At 48.6% G+C, this 4,904-nt stretch carries 6 protein-coding genes; all 6 read right to left on the bottom strand.

Annotated features, from left to right (window positions below; genetic code table 11):
- Positions 1–1,211: acetyl-CoA carboxylase biotin carboxylase subunit (gene accC / locus OB13_RS18325; protein WP_461491631.1), on the bottom strand; the 1,211-nt coding region annotated here is incomplete at its 3' end.
- Between the two features lie 127 nt (positions 1,212–1,338).
- A complete protein-coding gene (accB, locus tag OB13_RS18320) occupies positions 1,339–1,827 on the bottom strand; it encodes an acetyl-CoA carboxylase biotin carboxyl carrier protein (protein WP_461491630.1) in 489 nt (162 codons plus the stop codon).
- Between the two features lie 5 nt (positions 1,828–1,832).
- Complete coding sequence (efp, locus tag OB13_RS18315) at positions 1,833–2,396, bottom strand: elongation factor P (protein ID WP_461491629.1); 564 nt, start codon at positions 2,394–2,396, stop codon at positions 1,833–1,835.
- A gap of 172 nt (positions 2,397–2,568) precedes the next feature.
- Complete coding sequence (locus OB13_RS18310) at positions 2,569–3,567, bottom strand: beta-ketoacyl-ACP synthase III (protein WP_461491628.1); 999 nt, start codon at positions 3,565–3,567, stop codon at positions 2,569–2,571.
- Between the two features lie 135 nt (positions 3,568–3,702).
- On the bottom strand, positions 3,703–4,644 hold the full coding sequence (gene plsX / locus OB13_RS18305; RefSeq protein ID WP_461491627.1) for a phosphate acyltransferase PlsX: 942 nt from the start codon (positions 4,642–4,644) through the stop codon (positions 3,703–3,705).
- Between the two features lie 51 nt (positions 4,645–4,695).
- The gene (rpmF, locus tag OB13_RS18300) at positions 4,696–4,893 is read right to left on the bottom strand and encodes a 50S ribosomal protein L32 (RefSeq protein WP_007658910.1); all 198 of its coding nucleotides are present in this window, start codon (positions 4,891–4,893) and stop codon (positions 4,696–4,698) included.
- Positions 4,894–4,904: the final 11 nt, after the last annotated feature.

The raw sequence follows: 4,904 nt of genomic DNA, 5'->3' as shown, positions 1-4,904 counted from the left end.
GCGCGCTTCATTTTCACCAACGCTTCCTCACGCGTCTGCGCACTTACGATCAGTTTTGCGATCATAGAGTCGTAGTTGGAAGGGATGGTATAGCCGGAGTATACGTGCGAATCTACGCGCACCCCGTGGCCTCCCGGAACGTGCAGGTTGGTGATCTTGCCCGGAGAAGGACGGAAGTTGTTCTTCGGATCCTCGGCATTGATACGGCACTCGATGGCATGCATCTTCGGGTAGTAGTTCTTGCCCGTGATCTTATGCCCGGCAGCTACTTTGATCTGCTCTTTGATCAGGTCGTAATCGATTACTTCTTCGGTGATCGGGTGCTCTACCTGGATACGGGTATTCATTTCCATGAAGTAGAACTCGCGGTGCTTATCTACCAGGAATTCAATCGTGCCCACGCCTTCGTAATTGATGGCTTTGGCTCCTTTGATGGCAGCCTTGCCCATTCTGTCGCGTAGGTCGTCGGTGATGAACGGAGAAGGGGTTTCTTCTACCAGTTTCTGATGGCGACGCTGGATGGAGCAGTCACGTTCCGACAGGTGTGCTACCTGCCCGTGCTGGTCTCCGATGAGTTGGATCTCGATGTGACGGGGCTCCTCGATGAACTTCTCCAGGTATAGACCATCGTTTCCGAAAGCAGCTTTAGACTCCGTGCGGGCATCGTTCCAGGCTTTTTCGAACCCTTCTTCACTTTTGATGATACGCATACCGCGGCCACCGCCACCGGCAGTTGCTTTGATGATCACCGGATATTTGATTTTCTTGGCCAGTTTCTTGCCTTCTTCCAGCGACTTGAGCAGGCCTTCCGAACCTGGTATGGTCGGTACACCCGCTTTCTTCATGGTGTCCTTGGCAGAAGACTTATCCCCCATGGCGTTGATCATCTCAGGCGTAGCACCAATAAACTTGATGTTGTGCTCAGCACAGATACGGGAGAACTCGGCATTCTCAGACAAAAAGCCATACCCCGGGTGAATGGCATCGGCATTGGTGATCTCCGCGGCCGAAATCAGGTTGGGCATGTTCAGGTAAGACAGCGCACTTGAAGGAGGTCCGATGCAGACAGCCTCGTCGGCAAAGCGAACGTGCAGGCTTTCTTTGTCGGCAGTGGAGTAGACGGCTACCGTCTTGATGCCCATCTCCTTACAGGTACGGATGATGCGCAACGCAATCTCGCCTCTGTTGGCAATTAGTATCTTTTTAAACATAATGTCAGATTTGAAGATTTGGAAATCTGGAAATGGAAAGATTGTAGTGAACATGATATAAAAATGGAGAGGGACAAGCCATCTCCATTTTCAAATCTTCACATTTTCGAATTTCCGAATCAATGAATTAGCTAGGATCTACCAGGTATAGGGGCTGATCGTATTCAACCGGAGTGGCATTGTCTACCAGCACCTTTACGATCTTGCCGGACACTTCAGACTCGATTTCGTTAAACAGTTTCATGGCCTCAATAATGCAGATTACCTGGCCTTTTGCCACTTCGTCTCCTACGTTTACAAAAGAAGGCTTGTCAGGGCTGGCAGAACGGTAGAAAGTACCGATCATAGGGGCCTTGATGGCGATGTACTTGCTTTCTTCGCTGGCCGCTGGCGCAGCCGCTACAGGAGCAGGAGCCGGTGCAGCCTGTGGAGCGGCAGCTGCGGCCGGAGTTGGGGCTGGGGCTGCCGGAGCGCTAGGAGCTTCTTTTACGTAAGTTACCTGCTGGTCTGGATCGCGCTTTACCGAAATCTTAAATTCTTCTGTTTCAATGTTTACTTTATTCAAACCGGATTTGGCGATAAAGTCGATAAGGTCCTGGATTTCTTTAGCTTTCATGTTTTTTATTTTACTCTCTCTGCGTAAGAATAAGTACGTGTATCTACTTTTATTTTTTCGTCCTGACCGATAAAGAGCGGAACCTGTATGGTGGCGCCTGTCTCTACAATCGCTGGTTTAGACGCGTTTGTAGCGGTATCGCCCTTCAGGCCTGGCTCGGTATACGTAATGGTCAGCTCTACAAAAGGAGGGATCTCACACGTCAGCGGCATTTCGGTTTCGGCATGGAACAGGATAGTAACTTCCTGGCCTTCTTTCATCAGATCAGCAAATGGCACCATTTTTTCGTCCAGGGCAACTTGTTCGAACGTGCTCATGTCCATGAAGTTATACCCCAGGTCATCTTTATAAATAAACTGGTGAGGACGCTGCTCTACACGGGCTGTCGTGATCTTATGTCCGGCAGAAAAGGTGTTATCCAATACTTTCCCTGTTTTAATATTGCGGAGCTTGGTTCTAACAAAAGCTGGACCTTTGCCTGGTTTTACGTGCTGAAATTCAATAACCACATACAGGTCGTTGTTGAATTCCATACACAAACCGTTTTTTATATCAGCGGTGGTTGCCATAGTATACGGTAATGACTATTTAAATTAAAATGAAAGGATAAAAGTATAGCGCAAAACGCTGCCTTGCAAACAAAATTAGCTATTCTGCTCTAAAAGTGATAAAAAAAACCCTGTACTGAACAATAAAAACAGAAAAGCGGTAGGACACCGCTTTTCTGTTTTTATTGTTTTCTTATTTTGGATCGTACGCCCACTTCACGTAGATGGCTCCCCACGTGAAGCCGCCACCGAAGGCAGCCAGGATGATGTTATCCCCTTTTTTAAGCTGGTTCTCATACTCCCACAGGCAAAGCGGAATGGTACCGCTGGTCGTGTTGCCGTATTTCTGTATGTTGAGCATCACTTTGTCACTGCCTACGCCCATCCGGTTGGCTGTCGCGTCAATGATGCGTTTGTTGGCCTGGTGAGGTACCAGCCAGGCTACATCTTCCGACGTGAGGTTGTTGCGTTCCATGACCTCAGCCGAGACGTCCGCCATACCTTTCACGGCAAACTTGAATACCTGCTGCCCTTCCTGGTAAGCATAGTGCTCTCTGGCCTGCACCGTTTCAATGGTGGCCGGCTTACGGCTGCCACCTGCTTTCATGTGCAGGAACGGAGCGCCAGTGCCATCTGACTTCAAAACAGAATCCAGTACACCGAATCCTTCGGTGTTTGGCTCCAGCATAACTGCGCCGCCACCGTCTCCGAAGATAATGCAGGTAGAACGGTCGGTATAGTCCACGATCGCTGACATTTTATCAGCGCCCACGATGATCACTTTTTTGTACTGGCCCGATTCGATGAACTTAGAGCCGGTAGCGAGGGCGTAGAGAAAGCCCGAGCAGGCTGCCTGCAGGTCGTACCCGAACGCGTTGACAGCGCCTACTTCTGCCGTGATGAGGTTAGCAGTAGCCGGGAACACCATATCAGGCGTGGTCGTAGCGCAGATCAGCAGATCTACTTCTTCGGGTTTTGTATTCGTTTTCTTGAGTAAGTCCAGTACTGCCGGTATGGCAATGTGTGAGGTGCCCTTGCCTTCACCTTTCAGGATACGTCTTTCTTTTATACCAGTGCGCGAGAGGATCCACTCGTCATTGGTCTCAACCATTGTTTCAAGCTCCTTGTTGGTAAGCACGTAATCGGGAACGTAGCCACTCACACCAGTTATAGCGGCGGTAATTTTACTCATTGTGAAATGTCTTTGTGTTGGAAGTTTAAGACGGCAATATAATAAAAAAAACTTGGCACAAGCTGTCAGTACTTTAAAAAGAGTAACTGAGGCAGCTTATGCCAAGCGGTATACATTGCCCGGAGGGCTTGCGCACTAAGCGCTGATATTCTTTTTGAAACGTTCGGAGAGGTTGGATGCCACCATCTTCTGCGCCTGCAACACCATGTTGCAGATGGCTCTCGGAGTAGACACACCATGACCGATCACGGCATTTCCATTGATACCCAGAATAGGGCTGCCGCCTTCGGTTTCGTAGTTAAACTTGTCGAAGAACGGGTCATGCATGTTCTTTTCGTTCAGGATATCATAGATGGATTCGGCCATTTTCAGGATGATATTGCCTGTATAACCGTCACAAACGATCACATCGGCTTTATCATTGAAAACATCCCGGCCCTCTATATTACCGATGAAGTTAACGTTCTGGTTCACTTTCAGGCGCTGGTAGGCGGCCTGTATGTTCACCGTACCTTTCCCTTCTTCTTCGCCCAGGTTCATCAAACCGACTTTCGGATTCTGAATGTCGAGCACATACCTGGCGTAAATAGTGCCAAGTTCAGCAAATTGCTCCAATACTTCCGGTTTGCAATCTGCATTGGCTCCTACATCCAGCATGATGCCATAACCGCCGTTAAGCTTCGGTACCAAACCACCGATAGAAGGTCTTAATACACCTTCTACCGCTTTTACGCTGAACATGGCGCCTACAAGCATAGCTCCGGTATTGCCGGCGCTGCAGAAAGCATGTGCTTTCCCGGCTTGTAACATACCATACCCAACTGCAATGCTGGAATCCGGTTTTTGGGTCAGTGCCTTGGTGGGGTGTTCGCCCATCTCGATCACTTGGGTGGCATTGATTACTTTAATGCCGGAACCTGTATATCCATATTCTTTCAGCATGGAAGTGATGATGTCTTCCTTGCCGATCAGCAGGATTTCATAATCTTCTTCTAGCTGCTCTGCGGCTAACATGGCACCCTTCACATTTGCTTCAGGTGCATAGTCGCCGCCCATTGCGTCCAAGGCGATCCTCATGTACTGGATGAAGTTTAATTATACAGAACTAGAACGGAGTACAGGCTAAGCTTACTGAGCGTTAGTTGTATAATTCTTGATTGCCAGTTTGCCTTTGTGATACAGGTCACCTTCTACCACATAAGCATGGTGGAACAGGTGAGGAGTATCTGTAGTAGGGCAGATTGCAATAGCTTTCTCAGAAAGTTTTTGGTGAGTTCTTCTCTTATCTCTTCTGGTCTTCGAAATCTTGCGTTTAGGATGTGCCATCTTTAGTTAAA

The sequence above is a fragment of the Pontibacter sp. HJ8 genome (assembly GCF_054824225.1).
This window is presented reverse-complemented; position numbering and strand designations above follow the sequence as displayed.

What these genes read in the sequence shown, in the direction of transcription:
- accB (WP_461491630.1), bottom strand. Translation starts at nt 1,827, where the DNA reads ATGAAAGCTAAAGAAATCCAGGACCTTATCGACTTTATCGCCAAATCC.
- efp (WP_461491629.1), bottom strand. Translation starts at nt 2,396, where the DNA reads ATGGCAACCACCGCTGATATAAAAAACGGTTTGTGTATGGAATTCAAC.
- OB13_RS18310 (WP_461491628.1), bottom strand. Translation starts at nt 3,567, where the DNA reads ATGAGTAAAATTACCGCCGCTATAACTGGTGTGAGTGGCTACGTTCCC.
- plsX (WP_461491627.1), bottom strand. Translation starts at nt 4,644, where the DNA reads ATGAGGATCGCCTTGGACGCAATGGGCGGCGACTATGCACCTGAAGCA.
- rpmF (WP_007658910.1), bottom strand. Translation starts at nt 4,893, where the DNA reads ATGGCACATCCTAAACGCAAGATTTCGAAGACCAGAAGAGATAAGAGA.